23 protein-coding genes are annotated in these 22682 nt (G+C 54.5%); 8 read left to right on the top strand and 15 right to left on the bottom strand.

The window, feature by feature from the left end:
• Nucleotides 1–194 precede the first annotated feature (194 nt).
• Nucleotides 195–473, bottom strand: coding sequence for a helix-turn-helix domain-containing protein (locus SIB41_RS10000; RefSeq protein WP_011827256.1), 279 nt, complete (start codon nucleotides 471–473; stop codon nucleotides 195–197).
• Between the two features lie 90 nt (nucleotides 474–563).
• Here SIB41_RS10000 and SIB41_RS09995 point away from each other — a divergent pair, with 90 nt between their 5' ends.
• Nucleotides 564–1457 (top strand): methylenetetrahydrofolate reductase, encoded by an 894-nt coding sequence (locus SIB41_RS09995; protein WP_063420568.1) that lies wholly within the window; start codon nucleotides 564–566, stop codon nucleotides 1455–1457.
• Here the strand turns inward: SIB41_RS09995 and SIB41_RS09990 are convergent.
• From SIB41_RS09990 to SIB41_RS09970, 5 genes are all read right to left on the bottom strand, one after another.
• Nucleotides 1438–2616, bottom strand: coding sequence for a sugar phosphate nucleotidyltransferase (locus SIB41_RS09990; RefSeq protein WP_413358580.1), 1179 nt, complete (start codon nucleotides 2614–2616; stop codon nucleotides 1438–1440). The two genes, SIB41_RS09995 and SIB41_RS09990, sit on opposite strands and share 20 nt — an antisense overlap.
• Nucleotides 2617–2661: 45 nt before the next feature.
• On the bottom strand, nucleotides 2662–3564 hold the full coding sequence (locus SIB41_RS09985; RefSeq protein ID WP_413361507.1) for a segregation/condensation protein A: 903 nt from the start codon (nucleotides 3562–3564) through the stop codon (nucleotides 2662–2664).
• A 462-nt stretch (nucleotides 3565–4026) separates the two neighbouring features.
• Nucleotides 4027–5697: an NAD(P)H-quinone oxidoreductase subunit 4 gene (locus SIB41_RS09980; protein ID WP_413358578.1), complete on the bottom strand. Its 1671-nt coding sequence runs from the start codon at nucleotides 5695–5697 to the stop codon at nucleotides 4027–4029.
• Between the two features lie 88 nt (nucleotides 5698–5785).
• Nucleotides 5786–7798 (bottom strand): NAD(P)H-quinone oxidoreductase subunit 5, encoded by a 2013-nt coding sequence (locus SIB41_RS09975; protein WP_413358576.1) that lies wholly within the window; start codon nucleotides 7796–7798, stop codon nucleotides 5786–5788.
• Nucleotides 7799–7832: 34 nt separating this feature from the next.
• Complete coding sequence (locus tag SIB41_RS09970) at nucleotides 7833–8534, bottom strand: NnrU family protein (protein ID WP_413361505.1); 702 nt, start codon at nucleotides 8532–8534, stop codon at nucleotides 7833–7835.
• Nucleotides 8535–8667: 133 nt separating this feature from the next.
• On the opposite strand from SIB41_RS09970, the gene SIB41_RS09965 reads away from it, so the two are divergent.
• Complete coding sequence (locus tag SIB41_RS09965; protein ID WP_011827241.1) at nucleotides 8668–9639, top strand: LysR family transcriptional regulator; 972 nt, start codon at nucleotides 8668–8670, stop codon at nucleotides 9637–9639.
• An 8-nt stretch (nucleotides 9640–9647) separates the two neighbouring features.
• On the opposite strand, the gene SIB41_RS09960 is transcribed toward SIB41_RS09965, so the two are convergent.
• Both SIB41_RS09960 and SIB41_RS09955 read right to left on the bottom strand, forming a co-directional pair.
• Nucleotides 9648–10301, bottom strand: coding sequence for a DUF3172 domain-containing protein (locus SIB41_RS09960; RefSeq protein ID WP_413358574.1), 654 nt, complete (start codon nucleotides 10299–10301; stop codon nucleotides 9648–9650).
• Nucleotides 10298–10645, bottom strand: a complete 348-nt coding sequence (locus SIB41_RS09955) for an NAD(P)H-quinone oxidoreductase subunit M (RefSeq protein WP_011131370.1) — start codon at nucleotides 10643–10645, stop codon at nucleotides 10298–10300. The genes SIB41_RS09960 and SIB41_RS09955 overlap by 4 nt, the downstream gene beginning before the upstream one ends.
• Nucleotides 10646–10753: 108 nt before the next feature.
• Between SIB41_RS09955 and pds the strand changes: the two genes are divergently transcribed.
• Together pds and SIB41_RS09945 are read left to right on the top strand one after the other, a co-directional pair.
• On the top strand, nucleotides 10754–12172 hold the full coding sequence (gene pds / locus SIB41_RS09950) for a 15-cis-phytoene desaturase (protein WP_063404771.1): 1419 nt from the start codon (nucleotides 10754–10756) through the stop codon (nucleotides 12170–12172).
• Between the two features lie 3 nt (nucleotides 12173–12175).
• The gene (locus SIB41_RS09945) at nucleotides 12176–13117 is read left to right on the top strand and encodes a phytoene synthase (RefSeq protein WP_011131368.1); all 942 of its coding nucleotides are present in this window, start codon (nucleotides 12176–12178) and stop codon (nucleotides 13115–13117) included.
• Between the two features lie 41 nt (nucleotides 13118–13158).
• Here SIB41_RS09945 and SIB41_RS09940 read toward each other — a convergent pair whose 3' ends face one another.
• Nucleotides 13159–13602, bottom strand: a complete 444-nt coding sequence (locus SIB41_RS09940; protein ID WP_011131367.1) for an RNA recognition motif domain-containing protein — start codon at nucleotides 13600–13602, stop codon at nucleotides 13159–13161.
• A gap of 70 nt (nucleotides 13603–13672) precedes the next feature.
• Nucleotides 13673–14911 carry a CCA tRNA nucleotidyltransferase gene (locus SIB41_RS09935; protein ID WP_413358572.1) on the bottom strand — a complete coding sequence of 413 codons (1239 nt, stop codon included), beginning with the start codon at nucleotides 14909–14911 and terminating at the stop codon, nucleotides 13673–13675.
• Here SIB41_RS09935 and SIB41_RS09930 point away from each other — a divergent pair.
• The 3 genes from SIB41_RS09930 to SIB41_RS09920 are packed head-to-tail and all read left to right on the top strand — an operon-like array spanning nucleotide 14910 to nucleotide 16473.
• Nucleotides 14910–15161: a Ycf34 family protein gene (locus SIB41_RS09930; protein WP_413358570.1), complete on the top strand. Its 252-nt coding sequence runs from the start codon at nucleotides 14910–14912 to the stop codon at nucleotides 15159–15161. The genes SIB41_RS09935 and SIB41_RS09930 overlap by 2 nt on opposite strands.
• On the top strand, nucleotides 15158–15835 hold the full coding sequence (gene tsaB / locus SIB41_RS09925) for a tRNA (adenosine(37)-N6)-threonylcarbamoyltransferase complex dimerization subunit type 1 TsaB (RefSeq protein WP_413358568.1): 678 nt from the start codon (nucleotides 15158–15160) through the stop codon (nucleotides 15833–15835). Before SIB41_RS09930 ends, tsaB begins: the two co-directional genes overlap by 4 nt.
• On the top strand, nucleotides 15832–16473 hold the full coding sequence (locus SIB41_RS09920; RefSeq protein WP_413358565.1) for a YdcF family protein: 642 nt from the start codon (nucleotides 15832–15834) through the stop codon (nucleotides 16471–16473). Before tsaB ends, SIB41_RS09920 begins: the two co-directional genes overlap by 4 nt.
• Here the strand turns inward: SIB41_RS09920 and SIB41_RS09915 are convergent.
• Genes SIB41_RS09915 through rpaB form a run of 5 tightly spaced genes read right to left on the bottom strand, consistent with a single transcriptional unit; the run spans nucleotide 16409 to nucleotide 21169 of the window.
• Nucleotides 16409–17080, bottom strand: coding sequence for a lysophospholipid acyltransferase family protein (locus SIB41_RS09915; protein WP_413358562.1), 672 nt, complete (start codon nucleotides 17078–17080; stop codon nucleotides 16409–16411). The two genes, SIB41_RS09920 and SIB41_RS09915, sit on opposite strands and share 65 nt — an antisense overlap.
• Before the next feature lie 36 nt (nucleotides 17081–17116).
• Nucleotides 17117–18013, bottom strand: a complete 897-nt coding sequence (gene fabD, locus SIB41_RS09910) for an ACP S-malonyltransferase (protein WP_413358560.1) — start codon at nucleotides 18011–18013, stop codon at nucleotides 17117–17119.
• 28 nt (nucleotides 18014–18041) lie between these two features.
• Nucleotides 18042–19061, bottom strand: a complete 1020-nt coding sequence (locus SIB41_RS09905; protein ID WP_413358558.1) for a beta-ketoacyl-ACP synthase III — start codon at nucleotides 19059–19061, stop codon at nucleotides 18042–18044.
• A 55-nt stretch (nucleotides 19062–19116) separates the two neighbouring features.
• Entirely contained in the window at nucleotides 19117–20442 is a 1326-nt protein-coding gene (gene plsX, locus SIB41_RS09900; RefSeq protein ID WP_413358556.1) for a phosphate acyltransferase PlsX, read from the bottom strand.
• Nucleotides 20423–21169, bottom strand: a complete 747-nt coding sequence (rpaB, locus tag SIB41_RS09895) for a response regulator transcription factor RpaB (RefSeq protein WP_063396737.1) — start codon at nucleotides 21167–21169, stop codon at nucleotides 20423–20425. The genes plsX and rpaB overlap by 20 nt, the downstream gene beginning before the upstream one ends.
• Before the next feature lie 105 nt (nucleotides 21170–21274).
• Here rpaB and radA point away from each other — a divergent pair, with 105 nt between their 5' ends.
• Nucleotides 21275–22669 (top strand): DNA repair protein RadA, encoded by a 1395-nt coding sequence (gene radA / locus SIB41_RS09890; RefSeq protein WP_413358554.1) that lies wholly within the window; start codon nucleotides 21275–21277, stop codon nucleotides 22667–22669.
• The last annotated feature ends 13 nt before the right edge of the window (nucleotides 22670–22682 follow it).

The raw sequence follows: 22682 nt of genomic DNA, 5'->3' as shown, positions 1-22682 counted from the left end.
CCGATCGAGTGAACTGGTTGTTCGGGCAGCAGAGGCTGCGGGAAGGCAACTTGTGTTTGGTTTGTACGATACCGATGGCATCCTCCGCTTTACATGCCGGGATCGTGAGGCTTGTATGGCCTATGTCGAGTTGTTTGATCTCGAGTCCGAAGGATGTTCTTTGATGTCCATCCCAGAGCCCGCTGTGCTTGGGTTTAGGAGTCAGAGTCGGAGTCGTCTGGCAAGGAGCAGCAATTGAAACCATCGCGGCAGATCTTGCCGTGATCCATGGCCCAGTTCAGAAGGGCCACACGATTTTTTGAGCCTGTTTTGGTGAACATGTTGCTGACATGATTATCGACAGTTCGCTTGCTGATGGTTAGCTTTTCAGCGATTTCTTGGTTGGTTAGACCGTCGGCGACAAGGTCAATGATTTCCATTTCCCTTGAAGAGAGTGAGATATGAACGGAACTGGGGATTTTGCCTGTGGCCATTTCCTCCCCATTGATTATCTCCGTTCATCTTACGCAGACTTTGGGCAAGCGATCCCTCATAGTTGGTGAGTAAGTGAAGGACATCGTGATTTGAGTTCAGCCTTGCAGCGCTCCATCGAGGCCGGAGCGGTGACGATCACTGCTGAGGTCATGCCTCCTCGTGGTGCAGATCCTGTTCATTCCTTGACGATGGCTCAAGGTTTGAAAGGTTTTGTTCATGCCATCAATGTGACTGATGGCAGCCGTGCAGTGATGCGGATGAGCAGCCTTGCTCTCTGCCGGTTGCTGTTAGATGAGGGGCTTGAACCAATTTTGCAGCTCGCTTGCCGTGATCGCAATCGGATCGCCCTTCAATCAGATTTACTTGGAGCTCATGCTCTGGGTATTCGCAACGTGCTCTGCCTTACAGGTGATCCGGTTCGGGTTGGTGATCAACCTGAGGCGAGACCTGTTCATGACTACGAGTCGGTGAAATTGCTGCATCAGGTCTCTGCCTTCAACCGTGCTGAGGACCCTGTTTCGGGATTACTCCCTGATGGAGCGACTGCTTTGTTTGCTGGGGCCGCTGCCGATCCCAATTGCCAGAGCTTGAGTGGTCTGCGGCGGCGCCTTGAACGAAAGAAAGAGGCCGGCGCTCGCTTTCTTCAGACTCAGATGGTGATGAAACCCGCTGTGCTTGAACACTTTTGCAATGAGGTGGCCAATCCCCTTGGGTTGCCTGTGCTTGCTGGGGTGTTTTTGCTGAAATCAGCTCGTAATGCAAGCTTCATTAATAGGGTTGTGCCTGGAGCATGCATCCCTGAATCACTTGTTGCTCGGCTGGAGCAAGCATCTGATCCAATGGCTGAGGGGATCGCTATTGCTGCTGAGCAGGTCAGGAGTTACTTGTCTCTTGCCCAGGGCGTCCATCTGATGGCCGTGAAAGCAGAAGAGCGCATCCCCGAGATTCTTGATCAGGCTGGAATCAGCTTGGTGCCGGTGTGAGGTCTGTGCCAAGGAGTTCGGCCATGGCCTTCTGCTGAGGAGATGGTTCCACAAGGTCTTGGCGCCTTGCATCGGTGATCAGCCAATCAAGGGCTGCTTCTTGAAGGTCAAAGTGATCGCCGTTTTTGCCAACGCAGTAACGGCCAAATACCAGCTTTTCCACCAGCTGCACACCAGCTCCAATACGGGAATAGTCAAAGATGATCGAGTTGTCCACGGTTGCCCCTTCGCAGATGCAACAGCTAGGGCCGATCATTGATGGCCCAATAATTGTTGCTCCATCTTCGATGCGGGTCATGCCACCCACATAAATTGGCCCTTGCACATTGATCTTGTCCCAGTTCGCGGCAACGTTCAAGCCTGTGTAGATCCCAGGAAGGACTTCCTTGCCAGGGATGCCTACTTGGCGAACCTCTCCTTGCAGGACGCTGCGAATGGCCCTCCAATAATCCGGAACCTTGCCAATGTCCACCCATTCGAAATCCATGGGTAGGGCGAAGAATGGTAAGCCCATCTCCACCAGCTTGGGGAATAGGTCAGAGCCGATATCGAAGGGTTGGTCGGAAGGAATGTGCTCGAAAATCTCTGGTTCAAAGAGATAGATACCTGTGTTGATTGTGTCGCTCAGCGCTGCATCAGTGGAGGGTTTTTCTTGGAATGCCTGAACACAATCATTCTCGTCTGTGACCACCACGCCATAGCTGCTGACTTGATCTTTGGGGACTCGTTTGGTCACCAAGCTCGCCAGAGCGCCTTTGGCTCGATGGCGTTTTACGGCTTCTGAGAGGTCGAGATCAATGAGGGCGTCGCCACAGAGCACCACAAAGGTGTCATCAAAGAATCGTTGAAAATCCTGGATTTTTTTGAGGCCGCCAGCGGAACCAAGGGCATCACCAATCAGTTCTCCCTCTTCGATGCGTCCTTCGAAGCTGTAGGCGATTTCTACGCCAAAGCGCTGGCCATCGCGGAAGTAGTTTTCAATTTCCTCAGCTAGGTGAGACACATTCACCATTACTTCTTTGAATCCGTGCTCCTTCAGCAGTTCGAGCAGAAACTCCATCACGGGTTTCTGAAGGATGGGAATCATCGGCTTGGGGATCACGTGGGTGATCGGCTGGACGCGCGTCCCTTTGCCGGCCGCCAAAATCATCGCCTTCATTGGCGTTGTTAGGCCTCAGCTCGGTTAAACAACATAGACCTCCATTCAAGCGGCATTCACGACCTCGGCCGGAGTGGCAGCTGGCACGTTAAGGCTGGTAAGTGGGAGCTGAGCAATGGTTCCTGGGGCCAGCAGTCGCTTAAGTCGGAGGGGGGCATAGAGGGATCCTTCCTGGGCCAGCTCCACTTTTCCTTGTGAGCATAGAAATAACAGAGCCCAGAACACGCCCACCCGATCCGTGTCCAGGTCTGCTGTTGAGACCTGTTCCCACTGACCAACCAACTGCTCGAAATCAACCCAGTGCAGGGCTTGTTCCCAATCGTTGAGGAAAACTCCTAAGGCTGCAGTCGTTTCAGGAAGTTTTTCACGGTGCGCCAGAGCGGTGACTTGGGCAATGGCCTCACGCTCGCTCAAACGTTTATTGCGTTTGCGGCGTCGCTGTTGCAGTTCGTCGGATTCGAGTTGCTCGGCGATGGATTCCAGTTGTTCGATGAGCTCGCCAAGAGTCACTGGCCTACGTAGGGGCGGTGGTGCTGCCGGACGACGTAAGAGGTGGCGCTCTGGGCGCCTGGGAAGCGCAAAACTTGGATCTAGCCAGCCTTGCTCTCCCAGCTCTGCTTCGAAGCCTTCTTCAAACAGAGGTTCAGGTGGAAAGGTTTGGGCTTCGAGAACCTCTGCTTTGAGACCAACCAGGACTGATGCGGCCAAAAAGGCTTCGCTGCTGTCTGCTAAATCCTGTTCATAACTGCCGCCTTGCCGTTGAACTTGTGCGGCCACTTGCTGGGGTACCTCAATGCGCTGGCGTAGTTGATCGAGGAAACCATCAACCACAGCGATCACATCGACATCCCAGGGATCTAATTCACCTCGCTCTGCGGCATCTTGCAGCAGGCGGATTGCAAGGCGTGCGCCTGAATCAGCCCCCCTGTTCAGTCCATCATCCTGCAAGGCAAAGATCACGCTTGAAATAAGTTATCGATCTTGTTAGGCGCGCGCCAGGGGGATTCCATAGATCATCATGCCTTTAAAGAGTTATATGAATTGGGTTAGGAGGAAGCTGATGAGGTGGTTTCTAGTCAGCTTCCGTCTCAACGTTTGATCGTCTTGCTTTGTCTTGGTCGGTTGAGTTGGTGGCTTAGAGGCTGAGGTCGGGATTGCTTGGCATGGTTCCAGATCAGGCACTCCCGGCAGTGAATAAGCATCTACTGTTAGCCCTTAGACCTGCAATACCATCCAAAAGGGCTCGAGAGAATTGTGAATCGCTTTGTTGAGGGCGAGGCACAAGATCAACATGAAACTGATCTGGCGAATTCCTTAAAACAGGAACTAATTAATCATTACTGCTGCAGACTTCAGGATGCTTCGCTATGCAAAGAAAGGCTGAAGCTCTTATTTCCTAGTGAGCTGCTCCTATCGCGTTTGAGTGATCGGCAGCCTTGGGGATGAGACCAAAGCAGGCGTCATGGTGGTGTTTCGAATCATCAATGCTGAGGGTTTTTTGATGCTTTGCAGGGCTAATTCATCTCGCTTTACTAATTGTTGGATGGATGCGGTATAGCTATCGGTCATGAGTCGGGGGTAGAGGCCAATGCCGATGATCGGCACGAGTAAGCAGCTAATGATGTAGACCTCTCTTGGTTCGGCATCAACCAGGTTGGTATGGGAGACCAGTTGGTCATTCTCTTTGCCGAAGAAGATTTCTCTCAGCATTGAGAGGAGATAGATTGGGGTAAGGATGACGCCGATTGCCGCAAGCCCTGCAATCACAATCCGGAAAGTCAGCGTGTAGGCCTCATCGGTAGCAAAGCCCACGAACACCATTAATTCAGAAACAAAACCACTCATGCCAGGCAGAGCGAGGGAGGCGAGTGCACAGACAGTCCATAGGGCGAACATGATTCGCATCTTTTGACCCACTCCTCCCATCTCATCAAGTTGCAAGGTGTGGGTGCGGTCGTAGGTGGCTCCTACAAGGAAGAACAGACTGGCGCCGATTAGACCATGACTGATCATCTGCAGCATGGCGCCACTCGTTCCTAGGGCACTGAAGCTGCCAATGCCGATCAGGACAAAGCCCATGTGGCTAATTGAGCTATAGGCGATCTTGCGTTTGAGGTTGCGCTGGGCGAAGGAGGTGAGAGCTGCATAGATGATGTTGACCACCCCAAGCACGATGAGAAGTGGGGCGAACTGGGCATGGGCTTCAGGTAGCAGTTGCGCGTTAAAGCGCATCAAGGCATAGCCGCCCATCTTCAGCAGGATGCCTGCAAGCAGCATGTGAACTGGCGCCGTTGCTTCTCCATGGGCGTCTGGTAGCCAGGTGTGTAGAGGCACAATTGGCAGCTTGACGCCGAAGGCAATGAGCAGTCCGGCGTAACAGAGCAACTGGAAACCTGTCCCAAAGCTTTGTTGGGCGAGTTTGGTGTATTCGAAGTTGGGTGTGCCTCCGCCAAAGAACCCCATGGCTAGGGCCACCAGCAGGATGAATAGCGAGCTGCCAGCGGTATAAATGATGAATTTTGTGGCTGCATATTGCCTTTTTTTGCCACCCCAGATCGCTAGCAGCAGGTAGACCGGCAACAATTCCAGTTCCCAGGCCAGGAAGAACAGCAGCATGTCTTGAACGGCAAAAACTGCGATCTGGCCGCCATCCATTGCCAGTATCAGGAAAAAGAACAGCTTGGGTTTGAACGTCACTGGCCAGGCTGCCAGGACTGCCAGTGCTGTGATGAAACTGGTGAGCAGAATGAGTGGCATCGAGATGCCATCGGCTCCGACGGCCCAGGTGAGGCCCAGGTCAGGTAGCCAGCTCACCCGTTCGGATAGTTGTAAGCCGCTCAGGCTGGGGTCATAGCCGTATAGGTAGGCAGCCACGGTGATCAGAAAGGTCACCAGGGCGATGCCGAGTGCAAACCAACGAACCTGCTTACCCTCCCCTTCATCAGGGATGAACGGCACCAGAAAGGCCCCCACAATCGGGAACAGAATTGAGAGGCTCAGCCAGGGGAAGTTAGCGCTCACTTGATCACTCAGCAGCTCGGCACCTGTGTCCAAGGGTGCGCTTATGGCAAACTCCAGCACGGACAGGCCTTTTCAGCACTGGTCGGAGTGTAGAAATGCTTGGCGTTCTGACACTGCATCGATAGGGGATAACACACAATTTGGTTTATCAGCTCACAGGATTGCCTAGGACGCCGAAAAGCACGACCAAGGCGATGACACCACCGAAAACGATGAGGGCGTAAAACTGAGCGCGGCCTGTTTCAAAGTACTTAAGACCTTCGCCACTTCCAAGCGTGAGTAGGCCGGTGAGATTCACCACGCCGTCAACCACCTTGGCATCCACTTCAAGCACTTCACGAGCCAGTTTGCGGCTGCCGCGTACGAAGATCTTTTCATTGATTTCATCCAAATACCACTTGTTGGCCAGGAAGGTATTGATGACCGGGAAACGATTGGCAAATAGTTCTTCGAGATCGAGTCGGTGCAATGCATAAGCCAAGACAGCCAAGCTGATGCCTGCTGTTGAGATCGCCACTGAAGCACCTGCGAGTGGCAGGAATTCACTCCAGTTGAATGTTGCGGCCATTTCAAGGGCCTCCTCTGGGTTGAGCAGGCCTGCAAAGCGGCTGTTCCAGGGGGTGCCGAGTAGACCAATCAGCATCGAGGGCACTGCCAAGACTGCTAATGGCAGAGTCATGGACCAGGGTGACTCATGCAGCACCCCGCCTTGATGAGGATGCTCGTCTTCACTGCCTTTGCCCGCAGCAGCAAGCAGGTTTGCCTGAAGGGTTTTGTCGTCTCCGCGGAATGGCCCTTCAAATGTGAGGAAGTAGAGGCGGAACATGTAGAAGGCCGTCATCCCTGCTGTCAGAAAGCCCACAACCCAGAGCAATGGGAAGGTTGTGAATGCTTGTCCAAGAATTTCGTCCTTGCTCCAGAAGCCTGCTAGAGGGGGAATACCGCTGATGGCAATGCAGCCGATCAGGAAGGTGATGGCTGTGATCGGCATTTTTTGGCGCAGGCCGCCCATCAGCCTCATGTCTTGGGCCAGGATGGGCTCGTGACCAACAACGTCTTCCATGGCGTGGATCACTGAACCTGAGCCAAGGAAAAGCATGGCCTTGAAAAAGGCATGGGTCACCAGGTGGAACATTCCTGCTACGGGAGCGCCGCAGCCCATCGCCAGCATCATGTAGCCAAGTTGAGACACCGTGCTGTAAGCCAGTCCCTTCTTGAGGTCCATCTGGGTGAGCGCGATCGACGCTCCCAGAAAACAGGTGATCGTGCCGATCACGGCGATCACCAAACCCACCATGGGGAACTGGCTGTAGAGAGGTTCGAGCCTGGCAACGAGGAAGACACCGGCTGCCACCATGGTTGCCGCATGGATGAGAGCTGAAATTGGTGTGGGCCCTTCCATGGCATCGGGAAGCCAAACATGAAGGGGGAATTGAGCTGACTTGGCCATCGGCCCCATGAAGACCAATAGACATAAGGTCAAGGCCGCCCAGCCTGGAACGGTGCCGTTCGCGATGGCATCTGACAAGCCATTCGCAATGCCATGGAAATCAAAACTGCCCGTTGCCCAGAAGAGTCCGAGAATGCCAAGGAGCAAGCCAAAATCACCCACACGGTTGACGACAAAAGCCTTTTGAGCTGCATGGGCGGCACCATCTCGGTCGTACCAGAAGCCCACCAGGAGATAGGAGCACATCCCTACCAGCTCCCAAAACACGTAGATTTCGAGAAGGTTGGGGCTGATAATCAAGCCCAACATCGAGCTGCTGAATAGGGCTAGATAGGTAAAGAAACGCACGTAGCCCTTGTCGTGGGCCATGTAGCCGTGGGAGTAGACCATCACCAGCAGAGCGATGGTGGTGACCAGGGCAAGCATCACGGCCCCAAGGGGATCAATCACATAACCCATTGGCAGAATGAAACTGCCGGCGCTGGCCCAGACGAAGAGATGTTCGACAGGTGCAGCACCGCTCAGCTGCTCGGCGAGGACTGCATAGCTCAAGACGGCGGCAGCACCTAGAGAGGTGAGCAGCAGCACAGCTACCGGCTTACGCAGGCGGTTAATGGTGCGGTTGAAACTGATTAGTCCCAGGCCTGTGGCGATCGCTCCGAGTAGGGGGAACACCGGGATTAACCAGGCGAGGTCGGCGGCCGAGGTCATCCGGTCCAGGCAGGATCATGGGAGTGTAGGCAATTCAGCTCAGCAGGCCTTCCAGCTTGGAGGAGAGGAAGGCCGCGCTGCCGATGGGGATGAAGCGATGGGCATACCAGAACACTCCCACAGCGATAGCGATGCCGAGCTGGGAAGGCTTCAAAGCTTCTTGCCATAGCAATTGTTGTCGTCCATCGATCACCGCCCTGAAGGGGATTACGGAGGTGTTTTGACGCAGTTCCTCAAAAGCATCGCCGAAGCGGGCTCGCAATCTGCGGTCGCCATGCCAAACAGCAAATAAGTGATGGCCGATCAGGCCTAAACAAGTCACCAGCATGAAGCTGCTGCCAATCCAGAGCGCATGGGAGAAACACCAGAGGATTTGGCCAATGGCTTGGGGATGTCTACTGATGCGGATGATCCCCGTGGCATAAAGCCGTACTTTCGGCTTGAGCAAGGCTGGGATTTCCAGCAGGTTGTAGGTGGCGGGATAGAGGAAGAGGAAACTGATGGCCGTGAGGGCCCAGATCATTGGCACCATGCCTGGCACCCCTTGCAGATTCCAGAGCCGCAGCCCGTCATAGCGATGTGCGAGGAAGTAACCGATCACCACCACAGCGGAGGGAATGCTTGTTGCGGCAAAAATCAATCGCCATGCCCTAGCCCCGATTTTGGTTTCGGCATGGCTACGTAGGGCTGCTCCGCCGCTGTGGATTACAGCGAAGAGAAACAACAGAACAAGCATCACAAGGGTGCTGTGATGGAGCCCAGTGGATGACAATTGTGCCAAGCGGCAGTGGCAATGATTATCGATTCTGGCGTCCAGGCTTTTCCGCTTACAGTTTTTCTGTTGTTACTGCCGGGTTGGCAGGTCCTCCATGGCCGATCTGCCGTTCACACTCGATCAGTTGCGCATCCTCCACGCCATCGTGAGTGAGGGCAGCTTTAAGAAAGCAGCCGATAGCCTTTATGTCACGCAGCCGGCGGTGAGCCTGCAGATTCAGAACCTGGAGAAGCAGTTAGAGGTCTCCTTGTTTGATCGTGGGGGTCGCAAGGCTCAGCTCACCGAAGCGGGCCGACTTCTGTTGAGCTATTGCGAGCGGATTCTTAGTCAGTGTCAGGAAGCCTGCCGAGCCCTTGATGATCTGCATGACCTCAAAGGTGGATCGTTAGTGATTGGGGCTAGCCAGACGACTGGCACCTATTTGATGCCGCGCATGATTGGCTTATTTCGCCAAAAGTACCCGGACGTGGCTGTGCAATTGCAAGTGCACAGCACCCGACGCACCGGTTGGAGCATTGCTAATGGTCAAATTGATCTAGCGATCATTGGAGGCGAGCTGCCATCGGAGCTCAACGAACTTCTTCAGGTTGTGCCTTACGCCAGCGATGAACTGGCCCTGGTTCTTCCGGTGAAACATCCTTTGTCGAGGCTTGTTGAACTCACCAAGGAAGATCTCTATCGCTTGGGCTTTATCAGTCTTGATTCCCAGTCCACCACTCGCAAGATGCTGGACCAGCTGCTGGCTCGATCTGGCTTGGATGTGCAGCGCTTGCGGATAGAGATGGAGCTCAATTCTCTTGAGGCGATCAAGAATGCAGTTCAATCTGGTCTTGGGGCAGCTTTTTTGCCTGTGGTATCGATTGAACGTGAACTCACCGCCGGCACAGTGCACAAACCGTTGGTGGTTGATCTGCAGGTGCGTCGTCAGCTGAAGTTGATCAGCCATCCTGCGCGTTACTGTTCACGTGCAGCAGAAGCCTTTAGGCGTGATGTGCTGCCAGTCTTTGCTAGTGCCGATAGCCCCATTCGTCAGAACAGGGCCGTTCTTGCAGATGGCAATGGTTAAGAGTCGACTCAGAATTGATCCGCTTCCGGTGTTACGCCCACGGAATCGTCAGCAACTCCTTTAGTAATAAATTTATTCTCTCTGATATCTGTCTGGTAGACGCAGCGGACGATGGGTTTATCGCGGATTGAACCGATATAAGCGAAGGTGTTCATGCGTTGCTTGCACTCTCTCACCTGGCTATTGGTGACGGCACCTTGTTTTTCCAGCACCGTCCAGTTTTCCCTACGAATGACACAGCCAGGCTGCAGACTTGGCTGTGTGACAAAACTGCTTGAAGGGTTAAGCGTGGTGTACATCTCAACGTCGATGACGAAGGCGCTGGCCCCCCACTGTCGACAGAATTCAGGATCAGGCACAGCCATGTCCAGCTGCTGACTGCTGGCAATGTTGCCTTGGTCGCCTTGGGTGGTGCTAGTGACAGCACTGCCGATGCCGATTCCAACGATCAGAACCCCTGCGAGTACAGCCAGGCTGGCTGTACTCAAGCGGATGCCATTGCCTCCTGGTGGGGTGGGAGGGCCAGAACGACTTGAAGGGGAACGGTCATAGCTGTAGTCCTCGCTTTCATAGCGGTTGCGGCGCGAGTAGCGGTCCCCGCGGCCTCCGTCTTGGCCATAGCTCTCAGGAGGCGATTGGCGGTTGTATCGGGAGCGATTCACAACAGCTCAGGGGTACGCGGGAGCCCCATGGAGTAATTCAGCACGCGGCACTCTGGGTTGTAGCTCAATTTTCCAGCCTGAAGCAGCTTTCGGATTGTTCCTTCGAGTTCTGAGCCAATTCTGCGCAGGTTGTAGTCGCTAAGTTCGCCTCCGGCATGCGAGGCCACCAACTCTGCGAAGCGTTGCTGGATCTCTTTTGTGACGGATTCTGTCCAAAGAAACTCGTTGTCAGGATCGAGATCAAGCGTGAGCTGGTTGGGGTCTGGAACGAGATCATTGTTTTCAACCCTGGCCGTGAAGATCCTGACGTGACGGGTCGTGCACTTCAATAGGGTCTCGTTCATGGCATGGACCGGTCCCGCAATGGGGCCCGCTAGAGCAAGTGAAGGGACTCTAGGAAGAGAATGGGGGAGGGCTCCTTTTAGGGTTGATGTTTACTTGTCGTGAGAAGCATGCGCGTTGCCATCGCAGGAGCAGGTCTGGCTGGACTCTCATGTGCCAAATATCTAGTTGATGCGGGACACATTCCAGTTGTTTATGAGTCCCGCGATGTGCTTGGCGGCAAAGTTGCGGCTTGGAAGGATGAGGATGGTGACTGGTATGAGACTGGTTTACATATCTTTTTTGGGGCTTATCCAAATATGCTCCAGTTGTTCAAAGAATTGGGCATCGAGGAGCGTTTGCAGTGGAAAAGTCACTCGATGATCTTCAACCAGCTTGAGGAGCCTGGAACCTACAGCCGCTTTGACTTTCCTGATCTTCCAGCTCCATTCAATGGAGTGGCAGCAATTTTAGGGAATAACGATTTACTCAGCTGGCCAGAGAAGGTTGCCTTCGGCTTGGGTCTCGTACCGGCAATGTTGCGAGGCCAGGATTACGTGGAGGAGTGTGATCAATATTCTTGGACTGAATGGCTGAGGCTCCACAACATCCCTGAGCGGGTGAATGAGGAGGTTTTCATCGCCATGAGTAAGGCATTGAACTTTATTGACCCTGATGAGATTTCAGCCACTGTCATCCTCACGGCGCTCAATCGATTTCTTCAGGAAAAGAATGGTTCCAAGATGGCCTTCCTTGATGGGGCCCCTCCTGAGCGGCTTTGTCAACCGATGGTGGAGCATATTCAGTCTCATGGTGGCGAGGTTTATCTCAACAGCCCCTTGCGGGAGATCAAGCTCAGTGAAGACAGCAGTGTGGAGAGCTTTCTGATTGGAGGTGAGCCGGGCAGTGAACCTAGGAATGTTCAAGCCGATGCTTATGTCAGTGCTCTTCCTGTGGATCCGCTCAAATTGCTTTTGCCGGCCCCTTGGAAGCAGATGGAGGTGTTTCGCAAACTCGATGGACTGCGCGGTGTTCCAGTGATCAACATTCATCTCTGGTTCGATCGCAAGCTCACGGATATCGATCACCTGCTCTTCAGTCGTTCCCCTCTTTTGAGTGTCTACGCCGATATGAGCATTACCTGCAAGGAGTACGAAGATCCAGATCGCTCTATGTTGGAACTGGTCTTTGCTCCAGCCAAAGATTGGATCGGCCGTAGCGATGAGGACATCATCGAAGCCACATTGGCTGAGCTCAAGAAGCTTTTCCCGATGCACTTCACAGGCGAAAAACAGGCCAAACTGCGCAAGTACAAGGTCATTAAGACACCCCTGTCGGTTTATAAGACCACCCCTGGGTGTCAGAAGCTTCGCCCGAGCCAGGAGACTCCGATTGCCAACTTTTTTCTCGCTGGTGACTTCACAATGCAGCGATACCTTGCGTCGATGGAGGGTGCGGTGCTCAGCGGCAAGTTGTGTGCAAATGCCGTGGATAGCTGTGGGGAGAAGTTATCCACGGCCCAGTCTGTTAGCAAGCCTCTCCAGGCCTGAAGAATGACTCAGCTAGCGCCGGATTCGTCGATTATCAATGCTCAGGCTTGCTTGAGTCTTGATGAGGCTTATGAGGCTTGTCGGAAGGAAACAGCTCAGTGGGCGAAAACCTTCTATCTCGGCACCATGTTGCTTCCTTCGATCAAACGCAGAGCGATTTGGGCCATCTATGTGTGGTGTCGGCGAACTGATGAGCTGATGGATAGCGCAGAGGCTCAGACGCGTCCTGTTTCAGAATTAGCGAATCGGCTTGATCAATGGGAAGAACGCACTCGAGCCATGTTCGCTGGCCAGGTGCTGGATGGCCTCGATGCGGTCATGGCAGACACTCTTGAACGTTTCCCTCAGTCCATACAGCCTTATCTGGACATGATTGAGGGGCAGCGCATGGATCTGAATCAGCATCGATACGCCACCTTTCAGCAGCTAGAGCTCTATTGCTATCGAGTGGCAGGCACTGTGGGTTTGATGACCCAGCACGTCATGGGTCTTGACCCTGCATACACAACAGCCCCTTGGAGTTCTTCTCCAGAGACATCAGATGCTGCTATCGCTCTGGGAATTGCCAATCAACTGACCAACATTCTTCGTGATGTCGGAGAGGACCGTGGTCGTGGCCGTATTTACATTCCCCAGGAAGATCTCGACCGATTTGGTTATTCAGAAGCTGATTTGATGGCTGGACGTTTGAATAGTGCTTGGAAGGATTTGATGGCTTTCCAATTGGAGCGTGCTCGCGAGTGGTTTGCCCGGTCGGAAGCTGGAGTGCGCTGGCTATCTCAAGATGCCCGTTGGCCAGTATGGGCTTCCTTGCGGCTTTATAGAGGGATCCTCGATTCCATCGAACGCTTGGACTATGACGTTTTTAATAATCGGGCTTATGTGAGTCGCTGGATGAAGTTGGTTGATCTTCCTCTGTCATATCTGATGGCCCAAGCACGCTGAGGCTAGACAAACAGATTTTGAAAGAGGAGTACCGGTTCAGTTCAAACAGTTGTCTTTTGATTGGCGAGGAGATCCTTCAGTTTGGAAAGTTCTCCAGCCCAGCGTGGGTCGGGTGCTTCTTCAGCAGGCGCATCACTGTGTACAACTTTGTTGGCCGATTTTCTGGCTGATCCTGGGGCATTGCCGCTTGAATTTGTACCGTTGCGGCGTGAACCACCACCGGATCCTTCGTTTGTATTGCGGCGTTCAGAACGCTCAACCCGCAAGTTGTTTCCGTTGAATTCTCGGCCGTTGAACTGTTCAATTACCGCATTGGCAATTTTCTCATCATTGACATTGGCGAAGCCGAATCCACGACAACCTCCAGTTTCTCGGTCGAGAACTGCCTTGAAGCGAATCCCATCTCCAACGCTGGCCAGCTGCGTTTCCAGCTCTTTGCTTTCAAAAGTTTGCGGCAGGTTGCCGATGTAAAGGCGAACGCTCATGAAAAAGAGAGGGGAATGAGAAAAGGATGTGGATCAGGCCGATCGATGTCCTTATTGCCAGTGCAGTTAATCACAGCAAGGTTTGTTTTTGTTCCCACCAGTAAGTTGCCGCCTTAAAAGCTTGCTTTCGATTCTGTACCCGACCAAAGGCTTTTTCTTGGCAGAGATGGCGAAGCAGCTGACCTAGAGCTTGACCTTTGGGGAGTTTGAGGGTCTTTTGCAGTGCATAGCCGTCCACAGGAGGTGAGGGGTGGAACAGAGGATCATCCGCGTTCCGCCAACGCTCTAGCCACTGCACCTGGCTGATGTGCGGGAGCTGCAGGATGAGGGCTGGAAGGTCTGTTTCTAGATCGAGGTGCAATTGCAGCCGATCCAATTCGCTGAGGCTTGCAAACGCCATACCGTCGTCGCGTTCTTCCCAGTAACGAAGAAGTTGGCAGCGTTGACATTGTCGTCGGCTGAAGCGCAATGCGCTCAGCCCCTCATTGCTGAGCAGATGAGTGAGACGAGCCAAGGGAAGGGCAACGGCTTGCTCTTCAGGTTTGAGGGATTTGGCAACCTTTAAACATGGTGCTGGTCGGCTGATTCTTTCAATGGTGTTTTGCCAACAATCCAGTAGGCCAGTGCGCAGCAGCAGCGGCAGCACGTCATCGGCCCAAGGCGCAGCCACGATCCGTTGTAGTTCTGCCTGAATTCGTTCAGGAGCTGCTTGGGGCAGAAGTCTGTGGTGGCAATTGATCCATGCCAAGGTTTGCTTTCCCAGGCTGAGCTGCAGTTCGGCTATCAGTCGCAGACCGCGCAGCAACCTCAGGGGATCGTCGAGCAGGTTTTGCTCACGTACCGCAACAAGTTTTTTTTGCTCCAGATCACTTAGCCCTCCCGTTGGGTCCACGAGCTGAGGGGTGGCCTCGAGGGTGAGGGCAATGGCGTTGAGACGGAAGTCCCGCCGCCAAAGGTCCTCGTCAAGGTTGGATCCCTCTTGGGCGGCGATGTCGATGGTCCAGCCTTTGATGACCAATCGCGCCATGTCCCTTTCGGCGTCCAGCACCACACATGTGCCTCCCAGTGTCTTGGCCAGGCTGCGGGTGATCTCTAGCGCCTTGTTTGGCACAATGAAGTCGAGATCTGGTTGCTGCTGAAGTCGGCCAAGGAGGCCATCACGAACGGCTCCTCCTACTAAGACCGTTCCAGCAGGAAGGTCTTGAATCGATAGTGGCCAGTGATCAGGATGTAATTGTTCCCAAAGGGCCTGGACCCGGATAGTGGGATCACCCTCCAGAATGGGTGCAGAAGAGCGAAGGGAGGGCATGTGTATTTGTGTCGACTGCCGCTGGGTTGATCGTTGCCAGGCCTATCACGCGGTGGAGCGGCAGCACGGGGTTGCCCATCTCAATGTGGCACCGGATCTGGAGCCTCAGAACCCACGCATCCATATCAGTGTGATTGATTTGCCTGAAGGAGTGACAGGCGTGGAATGGGATGTACGCAACTGCGGTAGTTTTCTTTTAGATCATGGGCGCTGGAAGCGATTGTGCCCTGGTCAGGAGCTGCCTCGATGAGCTGTCAGCCCGGTTCATCCTTGGAAAAAGATAAGGCTTTTTTGCTTTTGGCACTCCACAGTTCTTCAGAAACGCTTGGTGTCGCTGTTCAAGATTGCCGCGATCCCAAGACCAGTCGGCGAACTGCAACTTTCCCACTGGGCCGCGGGCTCTCAAATAGTTTGCTCAATTGTGTAGAGGAGCTTTTGCCAGCAGCCTCTTGGCCTCAGTTGGCTCGCTTGGCCGTGGCCATTGGTCCTGGCGGATTTACCGGGACTCGTTTAACCGTCGTGATGGCAAGAACTCTGGCCCAGCAGCTTGGTTGTTCCCTCGATGGGGTGAGCAGTTTTGCTTTGATGGCTCCTCGCTTGGCGGTTGCGTTAAGCCATGAGCAAATGGAGCAGCCATTTTGGATCGTGAAACCCCTGCCGCGGCGAGGAACTGTGGCCGGTCGTTATCAGTTGCAAATGGCTGCAGACGTTGGCGCTGCAAAGGCTGTTGTGGAGTTGGAATCGCCCCATTTGTTAGCAGAGGATTTCAAGGCCTTCCCTGCCCTTGATGCCCAAGATGATGTGGCTAAGGATGTGGAGCATTTGCTTGAGCTGTGCGCCACGGCGCACAGTTTGGGCCAGGAGGTCGCCTGGACTGATGTGTTGCCTGTTTATCCCACATCTCCGGTGGTGGTCTCGTCTTGAGGAGTTGGTGTCGTCCTGGGCCGATTGTTGTTGTAGGCCTCTTGTTCTGGCTGATTGCTGCCGGACCTTTGCGTCCTTATCGGCAAGCGCTAACGAATGGGAAGCCTCCTCAGTTGATCTTGGTACTAGGAGGTGATGTTGACCGTGAGCATCTTGGTATCCGATTAGCGAGGGATTTGAATTTGCCTCTGGTGGTTAGCGGTGGTAGCAACCTGGAATATGCCCAGTGGTTGGTTCGTGAGGTGGGGATTCCTCTGAGTCAGGTTCAGCTCGACTACCGCGCTAAGGACACCCTGGGTAACTTCACGTCTCTTGTGGATGAACTGCGGTTAAAGGGCATCCAACATGTCTTATTGGTGACTAGTGAGGATCATTTGCCCCGTTCCATGGCCGTCGGTCATGTTGTGGCTGGTAGCAGAGGGATCCGCCTGACAGGCATTTCTGTCTCTTGCGCTAATCAATGTCGGGAGGAGGGGTTGCGCAAGCGGATCAGCGATTGGTTAAGGGCTTGGGCTTGGGTGGCTACAGGTAGTGATCTTAAGGAGTGGGCGCAGCGGCGCTGGCCAGAGGCACTCAGCGCTGGCGGCGGAGACGCTCTTCTGCCGAACTCAAAAGTCCTTGATCCAGCAGCGCATTGATTCTTTTTTGGAGTTCTGCGCTGGTGGCTTCCAAGTCGTGTTTACGACGGCTGGAAGGTGGGGGGATCGGTTTGCCGATTCGAAGTTGTATTGGCATGAGTCGGGGTAATTGTCCACGTTTACCAAGGGCACGGTGGCTATTGATGATCGCTACTGGAAGTAGGGGCGCATCGCTGCGAGCCGCTAGCAGTGCGGCCCCAGGCATGGGGGCATTGACGCGGCCGTTGGCTTGGCGAGTGCCATCAAGGAAGACCCCTATGGCCCAGCCTTCGTCCAGGCGGGCAGTGGCCATGCGAATGGCTTCCCTGTCACTGGCGCCGCGTTTCACCGGGTAAGCACCACAGGCACGGATGATTGCTCCTAAAAAGGGGATCCGGAACAGTTCTGCTTTGGCCATGAAGGCCACAGGCCGCCCAAGAGCATGGCCAAGGAGGGGCGGGTCAAGGTGAGAGCCATGGTTGGCGACGACCACAACAGCACCTTGACGCGGAACATTGTCGTTGCCAAAGGTGCATCCCCTAAATAGAACCCGGAAGATGGGAAACACCAGTAGATAGCTCACGAGTCGATAGGTGAGACTTGGCTGCGGTGTCATTAGCACCGGCATGCTTGAGCTCAGGCGGGGTTTGGTTTGGGTCAAAGTTCAATTCCCCAGGTCTGCAGCACAGCTCAGCTGGATGGTCGCAACTCCTGGAAGAGATCGCTTGACTAGACCACTCAGCACATTGCCAGGGCCGATTTCGACCACTGTGTTGACGCCTTGGCTGGCCATGGTATCCATCGTTTCGCGCCAACGGACGCCTGTTGTCATTTGATCTTTTAGCCGTTGCTTCAGCAAGTTGGCATCGCAGGTTGGGATTGGATCGGCATTGCAGAGAACGGGGACACGGGCGTCTTTGAAAGTCACTTGATCCAGTTCAGCTGCAAATTCTGTGGCCGCTGTGGCCATGAAAGGCGAATGGAAGGCTCCCGAGACTGGCAACGGAATCGCTCGCTTGCAGGTCAGCTGGCTGCTGACCTTGCTAACAGCCTCTGGGGTGCCGGATAAAACCACCTGGGCAGCACTGTTGTCATTGGCGATCACGACTCCTTCTGTGTCTGCTACCAGAGCTTTTAGCTGTGTGCGGTCAAAGCCCAAGATGGCTGTCATGGCCCCACCACCGGCTGAGGCCATCAGTTCTGAGCGGCGTCGCAGAAGCAGCAGGGCGGTGTTTACGTCAAAAACCTCAGCCGCATAGAGGGCTACAAGTTCACCCAGGCTGTGCCCTGCGATGAGCGATGCCTCACGACCCTGCCTGCGCAGTTCATCCACCAGTAATGATTCAACGACAAAAAGTGCGGGTTGGGTATTGCGGGTGTCATTAAGGTCGGCCGGGTCATGATTGGTTTGGTCGCTACCACTGCAAATCGCAAGGAGATCACGTCCCAGTAGTCGAGAGGCGAGGGCAAAGCGCTCTTCGGCATCGGGCAAGCTGATGATCGGGTCAGCCATGCCCAGCTTTTGTGAGCCCTGACCAGGGAACACCCAAGCGATCGACATCAGAATGGTCTAGCGATTTAGCGCGAGCCTAGATGGGCCCATGCCAGCGGATTAATGCTGCACCCCAACTGAGACCAGCTCCAAAACCGCTGCTTGCGATCAGTTGACCAGGTTTAATTCTCCCGTCTTGTACGGCTTCATCAAGCATGAGTGGGATGGTTGCTGCCGATGTGTTGCCGTACTCAGCCAGGTTGCTGAGCACCTTGGCCTGCGGAATGGCGAAGCGATTTGCTACTGCATCGAGGATGCGTTGATTGGCTTGATGAAGCAGGAGCCAGTCCAGTGACTCCGGGGCTGTGTTGGTGGCTTTGAGAAGGGTTTGGAGGATGGCAGGTACTTCTCGGACAGCGAATTTGTAGACTTCCTGTCCGTTCATCTGAATTGGCTTAAAACCGCCTTGCTGATAGCTATTACCCGCTACCAGGGATAGATGGTTTTGAACTTGCGGCAGGTTGAGGCAGTCGCCGCGGCTGCCGTCAGATTTCAGCTGAAAGCCCAGCAGCCCGTTCTGAGCAGCACTCGTTGCTTCCAGAGCAACAGCTCCGGCTCCATCGCCAAACAGCACACAACTGCGACGATCGTCCCAGTCGACCCAGCGGCTTAGTTGGTCCGCACCGATCACGAGTGCTCGCCGCATTGCACCAGTGCGAAGGAACTGGGCGGCAGTGATCAGGGCGAATAGAAAACCACTACAAGCGGCTGTGAGATCAAAAGCCACTGCTTGGCGAGCTCCCAAAATGGCTTGCAGTTGCGGGGCTGAACCAAAGAGATCATCAGGGGTTGATGTGGCCAGGATGATCAGATCAACACTTTCGGGTTCCCAGCCAGCCATTGTTAGGGCGTTGGCTGCAGCTTGATGGCTTAGGCCTGTCAGTGTTTCATCCGGTCCGATAACACGTCGGGCACTGATTCCAGTGCGGCTACGGATCCATGCATCGCTGGTGTCAACCCTTTGGCCGAGTTGGTCGTTGCTAATCCGTTGGGATGGTGTGGCACTGCCGCAGCCCACCAGAGCTACTCCACTACCGATTGTGGACGTTTCAGCCAAGGGGCAAGTGGTCCAAGGTGGCGTCAGTCAATCACAGCGTTTCGGCAGAGCGCCTTTAGGCGCTTTCAACAGGTGCCTTTTGCAGTTCGGCTAAATCGTCCATGACACCATGGCTCGCTGCGGAGTGGGCTAGTCGTAGTGCACTGACCACCGATAGCGCCTTGCTGCTGCCATGGCCGATCACACAGATGCCATTCACACCTAGCAATAGTGCCCCACCATGTTCTGCATGGTCGAGGCGTTTCTTAATTCGTTTGAGGTTGCTGCGTAGGAACGCAGAACCCACCTTGCCGCGTCTGCCTCGTGGCAGTTCGGCTCGTAATACATCAAGCAGCACGCTGCCGACAGACTCCAGGAATTTGAGGAGCACATTGCCGGTGAAGCCATCGCATACCACCACGTCGAAAGCCCCTGAAAGAACATCACGACCTTCGCAGTTGCCCGCGAATTGAAGCCGATGCTCTTCGCTGAGTAGCGCATGAGTGCGAATGGCTAGATCGTTGCCCTTGCACTCCTCTTCGCCAATATTCAGAAGCCCGATGCGTGGGCGAGCCACCTGGAGAACGTCGCGGGAATAAATATTGCCAAGTAGGGCAAATTGGTGGAGGTAGATGGGCTTGCAATCCATGTTGGCGCCCACATCCAGCACTAGCACTGGTTGTGTTGGATCTTTTGTTGGGAATAGAGCACCGATGGCGGGACGGTCTATCCCTGCTAGACGCCCCAGTCGGAAGATGGCTGAGGCCATCATGGCTCCGGAATTTCCAGCTGAATACATTGCTAGAGCTTCGCCCTTTTTGACCAGGTCCATGGTCAGGTTGATGCTGGCGTCGCGTTTGCGGCGCACCACAGTGGCCTCTTCATCCATGCCCACAGAGGGACCGCTTGCGACAAGCTCCAGATGACCAGCGGCTGTGGCTTGGTTGAAGAGTTCGGTGAGACCCATGGCTTGGACAGCGCCTAACACTTTTTCGGTCTCTCCGACGAACTTGATGCGGAGGGGAAGTCTTTGGATCGCTTTTAGACAGCCATCAAGAATGGGGCCAGGAGCCTCGTCTCCACCCATGCCATCGACGGCAACCCAGAGCCGATCGCTATTTTTGATGTCCTCTGCTTCTGGGTTGTTTTCGCTGCTTTGTAGTCGCCGCAGGGGATCAAAAACGAGTGGCTGAAGCATGCTTCCTGCCATTGATCCAGCACTGGAAACAACTGTTCCGGCTACGTTTCCAGCGGCGGAAGCTGAGTTTGTGGCAGTTCCTACCAGGCTGGTAACGGCAGCATTGCGGCGATACCAGATCACCAGACGCCTAATGGCCCTGGGGCGGGTGGTCTTGCTCCGGGGCCCGGAGGCCGTGGAGGAATCAGAGTCCTTCGGGGGCAAGGGAGTCGATGATGCGCTGGAACAGGTAGCCGGTACCTCGAGCGGTGAGGATCAGCTCGGGATTGGCGGGATCGTCTTCGAGTTTGGAGCGAAGTCGTGAAATATGAACATCCACGACTCTGGTGTCTACATGTCGTTCAGGTGTATAACCCCATACCTCCTTGAGGATTTCGCCGCGACTGAAAGGTTCCCCTGAGCGGCTGACCAGTAGCTCAAGCAGGCTGAATTCCATACCGGTAAGGCGAATCCGCTCATCTCCTCGGAAAACCTGTCGCTTGTTGGTGTCGACTCTTAGTTCAGCCACTTGAATCACCCCTGAGTTAGGGATGCCGGCAACGTGCTCTTTCTCAACTCTTCGAAGCACGCAGCGTATGCGCGCTTCAAGTTCCTTAGGGCTGAAGGGTTTGACGACGTAGTCGTCTGCACCCAGCTCAAGCCCCGTGATTCTGTCAGCGACATCTCCAAGGGCCGTGAGCATCACGATCGGGACATCCGATTCTTTGCGAAGCTCTTGACAAACGCCATAGCCATCAAGCTTTGGCATCATCACGTCGAGCACAACAAGATCAGGCTCACAGTTGTGGAAGATATCGAGAGCTTCGTTGCCGTCACATGCCGTGACCACTTGATAGCCGATCATCGAGAGACGGGTTTCGAGGATCCGACGAATGCTGGCCTCATCGTCGACCACGAGGATCGTCTCTTTAGATGGGCTGGTGGCCGTCATTTTTTTTCTTTGGCGGCTGCAATCAATGAATCTTAGATAAGAGCTGTTAAGGCTTACCGGCCTTTTGGTTCATTTAAAGCCAACTTTCTTTACCTATCTTAGTAAGTGCGCACTGCTTCCGTCTACGTCTGTCAGAGCTGTGGCGCTAAGACCAGCCAGTTTTTTGGTCGCTGCGCCAGTTGCGGAACTTGGAATTCTTTGGTCGAACAGGTCGCTCATTCAACTGATGGTCGCCGCCGCAGTAACAGTTTTGATCCGGCCGTGGAACCAGCGGCGCGGCGCTCGATGGCGATGGCTTCTCTCGGGGATCAACCCGTTCGCCGTCTTGCCAGTGGCTACGACGAATTGGATCGAGTCCTGGGCGGCGGGCTGGTGCCTGGATCAATGGTGTTAGTTGGAGGTGATCCTGGGATTGGCAAGAGCACGTTGCTGTTGCAGAGCGCCACGGCTATGGCACTGCAACACTCTGTGCTTTACGTGAGTGCTGAGGAGTCTGCCCAGCAGGTGAAGTTGCGTTGGCTGCGCCTTGAGGGGATTGCGTCGGACCTGCAGCTTTTGGCGGAAACGGACTTGGAATTGGTGCTTGAGGAATTGGAAGCACTGCGGCCTGCGGTGGCAATTATCGACAGCATTCAGGCTTTGCATGATGGGTCGCTTTCCAGTGCGCCTGGCTCTGTCGCGCAGGTGCGCGAGTGTGCAGCAGCTTTACAGCGTTTGGCTAAGCGTCAGGACACAGCCTTGGTTTTGGTGGGCCATGTCACCAAGGAGGGGATGCTGGCGGGCCCCAAGGTGCTTGAGCATTTGGTCGATGCAGTACTCACTTTTGAGGGCGATCGATTTGCCAGTCATCGCCTTCTGAGGGCTGTAAAAAATCGCTTTGGAGCCACCCATGAGCTGGGGGTGTTCGAGATGCAGGGGAAGGGCCTAGCTGAAGTCGGGAATCCCAGCGAGCTCTTTCTCAAGGGTGAGTCTGCTTCTGGGGTGGCCACCATCGTGGCCTTTGAAGGCACCCGTTCATTGGTTGTGGATCTGCAGGCTTTGGTGGGTGTAACCAGCTATGCCAGTCCACGCCGTACCGCTACAGGATTAGGCACCAACCGCTTGCACCAAATTCTGGCCGTATTGGAGAAGCACATGGGCTTGCCATTGTCACGCTATGACTGTTATCTGGCTGTTGCTGGCGGATTAGAAGTCGAAGAGCCTGCTGCTGATTTGGGTGTCGCCGCTGCCGTTGTTTCCAGTTATCGAGATCTCATGCTGCCAAAAGGCACAGTTTTGCTTGGGGAGTTGGGCTTAGGGGGGCAATTGAGGCCAGTGGGGCAGCTTGGGCAGCGTCTTAAGGAAGCAGTTCGCTTAGGTTTTCATCGTGCAGTAGTGCCGCAGGGCAGTGGCCTAGGACCCATCGGCAAGGAGCTGGAGTTGGAACTACTTGAGGCTGCGAGTGTGACTGAGGCTTTGGTCATGGCCCTCGGTGTGAATCCAGCTGATGATGGCGGCTGAAGGATGTTTTCGC

The sequence above is a fragment of the Prochlorococcus sp. MIT 1201 genome (assembly GCF_047303415.1).
Classification (GTDB): Bacteria; Cyanobacteriota; Cyanobacteriia; order PCC-6307; family Cyanobiaceae; genus Prochlorococcus; species Prochlorococcus marinus_D.
This window is presented reverse-complemented; position numbering and strand designations above follow the sequence as displayed.

Excerpts from the sequence above, each read along its gene's own strand:
- SIB41_RS10000 (WP_011827256.1), bottom strand. The coding sequence starts at position 473 with ATGGCCACAGGCAAAATCCCCAGTTCCGTTCATATCTCACTCTCTTCA.
- SIB41_RS09990 (WP_413358580.1), bottom strand. The coding sequence starts at position 2,616 with ATGAAGGCGATGATTTTGGCGGCCGGCAAAGGGACGCGCGTCCAGCCG.
- SIB41_RS09975 (WP_413358576.1), bottom strand. The coding sequence starts at position 7,798 with ATGACCTCGGCCGCCGACCTCGCCTGGTTAATCCCGGTGTTCCCCCTA.
- SIB41_RS09970 (WP_413361505.1), bottom strand. The coding sequence starts at position 8,534 with ATGCTTGTTCTGTTGTTTCTCTTCGCTGTAATCCACAGCGGCGGAGCA.
- SIB41_RS09965 (WP_011827241.1), top strand. The coding sequence starts at position 8,668 with ATGGCCGATCTGCCGTTCACACTCGATCAGTTGCGCATCCTCCACGCC.
- SIB41_RS09955 (WP_011131370.1), bottom strand. The coding sequence starts at position 10,645 with ATGAACGAGACCCTATTGAAGTGCACGACCCGTCACGTCAGGATCTTC.
- pds (WP_063404771.1), top strand. The coding sequence starts at position 10,754 with ATGCGCGTTGCCATCGCAGGAGCAGGTCTGGCTGGACTCTCATGTGCC.
- SIB41_RS09945 (WP_011131368.1), top strand. The coding sequence starts at position 12,176 with ATGACTCAGCTAGCGCCGGATTCGTCGATTATCAATGCTCAGGCTTGC.
- SIB41_RS09940 (WP_011131367.1), bottom strand. The coding sequence starts at position 13,602 with ATGAGCGTTCGCCTTTACATCGGCAACCTGCCGCAAACTTTTGAAAGC.
- SIB41_RS09930 (WP_413358570.1), top strand. The coding sequence starts at position 14,910 with ATGTGTATTTGTGTCGACTGCCGCTGGGTTGATCGTTGCCAGGCCTAT.
- SIB41_RS09935 (WP_413358572.1), bottom strand. The coding sequence starts at position 14,911 with ATGCCCTCCCTTCGCTCTTCTGCACCCATTCTGGAGGGTGATCCCACT.
- tsaB (WP_413358568.1), top strand. The coding sequence starts at position 15,158 with ATGAGCTGTCAGCCCGGTTCATCCTTGGAAAAAGATAAGGCTTTTTTG.
- SIB41_RS09915 (WP_413358562.1), bottom strand. The coding sequence starts at position 17,080 with ATGCCGGTGCTAATGACACCGCAGCCAAGTCTCACCTATCGACTCGTG.
- fabD (WP_413358560.1), bottom strand. The coding sequence starts at position 18,013 with ATGTCGATCGCTTGGGTGTTCCCTGGTCAGGGCTCACAAAAGCTGGGC.
- rpaB (WP_063396737.1), bottom strand. The coding sequence starts at position 21,169 with ATGACGGCCACCAGCCCATCTAAAGAGACGATCCTCGTGGTCGACGAT.